Here is a 1700-nt window from a genome sequence, read left to right as displayed (position 1 = left end):
GTTGATGAACGGTCATGTCAGTCGGCCCCTTGGGGGCTTGTTTGCCGTCTCGCTGTCGTGCAGTTGCAACAAAATTGGCCTAAAGAGGCACGTTATTTGCATTCAGCCCACCCTGTTGTCGCACTTACAGCGCCTTGATGGTAAAAATCGGCGTGTGAAGTTTTTTCGCTACTTCAAAACTCACCGTAAATGGCGTTTTGATTTTTTTAACTTAAGGAGTTTTCATGAAAAAAAGTTTAGTCGCTTTGGCAGTTCTCGCTGCTTCGGGTGCAGCTTTTGCACAATCCAATGTGACCGTTTACGGTATTGCTGACGTTTGGTTTGGCTCAGTCAAAGGGGAAATTAGCGGTGCTGACGCAGAGGCACTCGAAATTGCAGGTTCTGCGCGTCAGACAGTCCTTGAAAGTGGTGGTGTTAACAGCAGCCGCTGGGGCCTGATGGGTTCTGAAGATTTGGGTGGCGGCCTGAAAGCCAACTTCAATCTGGAACAAGGTTTTAGCGTTGACACCGGCGCAGCAGCCGATACCAGCAAAGCTTTCAGCAAGCAAGCCTGGGTCGGTGTTTCTGGTGGCTTTGGTGAAGCCAAACTTGGCTTGACCGGCACTGCCTACGACGACATTCGTGGCTTGAACAACAACACGTTTGACTCTGCTTTGGCCGCCGTGCCATGGGTTGATTACATTGGCACCGGCAGCAACCAGATTTATTATGCTCTGCCAGATATGGGTGGATTCGCTGGTGCTCTGTCTTACGCATTGGGCGAAGGCAAGGATGTAAACGTCAGCGCAGGAAGCGTCCTGTCCTTGAATGTTCAGTACGCTCAAGGTCCATTCATGGTCGGTTTTGCCCACCAAAAAGAAAAAACCGATACCAAGCTCGGCTTGGGTGCACTTGACGGCATTAATGACCTTTTGATCGAAATCGGCGCGGATACTGTGGCGGAAGATATTCGTGTTGCGACTGCAGGCAGCACAGCCAAGTACAACCTGTTGACTGGCTCTTATGACTTGGGCGTTGCCAAGTTGCTGGCCAGCTACAACACCGTCAAGATCACGGTCCCGGACATTACTGATTCGTTGAAAGCCAAGGAATTCCAGGTTGGCGCAGATATTCCTCTGTCAAGCGCGATGACCTTGGCGGTTGGCTATGGCCAGTCCAAGTGGGAAGAGGAAATCAACATTGCCAAAAGAACGGCCTTCAGCGCTGCTGTCAATTACTCGATGTCTAAGCGCACTTCCGTCTATGCTGGTTTCAACAACACCAAGCTTGATGCCGATGCTGATGTTGCAGATATTGAAGTCAAGACCACAATCTTCGCTGTGGGCCTGAACCACAAGTTCTAATCCAACGCTGACGCAAGTCAGCTGCAGGTTAAAACTCCAAAAACCCCGCCTGGGTAACCCGGCGGGGTTTTTCTTTGGAGCTTGCTAACGCGTCAAGGTCGGCTCTCCCATGGGATCAACGTGTTGCGCAGCCACCACAAACGCACCCATCTTGCGCAAGTTTACAGACCGTTTTGGGGCGAAAGCGCCAGCCATCTGTTTCAATAGCGTCTAACTTCCTGAAACAGGAGGTTGACTCTGGGTTCTGAAGCACGTTGGCTTCAGAACTTTATGTTTAACCTTGGAGATATTTGAAATGAAAAAATCCCTGATCGCATTGGCCGTTCTGGCTACCACCGGCGCCGCAATGGCCCAATC

1 protein-coding gene is annotated in these 1700 nt (G+C 50.8%); it reads left to right on the top strand.

The window, feature by feature from the left end:
• Positions 1-224: 224 nt before the first annotated feature.
• Positions 225-1343, top strand: coding sequence for a porin (locus tag IBX54_RS14955; RefSeq protein ID WP_296543442.1), 1119 nt, complete (start codon positions 225-227; stop codon positions 1341-1343).
• Positions 1344-1700 lie beyond the last annotated feature (357 nt).

It is taken from the genome of Rhodoferax sp., assembly GCF_014859475.1.
GTDB lineage: Bacteria > Pseudomonadota > Gammaproteobacteria > Burkholderiales > Burkholderiaceae_C > Rhodoferax.
Note: the sequence above shows the minus strand (reverse complement) of the source record. Positions and strands in the feature narration are given on the sequence as shown.

Excerpts from the sequence above, each read along its gene's own strand:
- IBX54_RS14955 (WP_296543442.1), top strand. The coding sequence starts at position 225 with ATGAAAAAAAGTTTAGTCGCTTTGGCAGTTCTCGCTGCTTCGGGTGCA.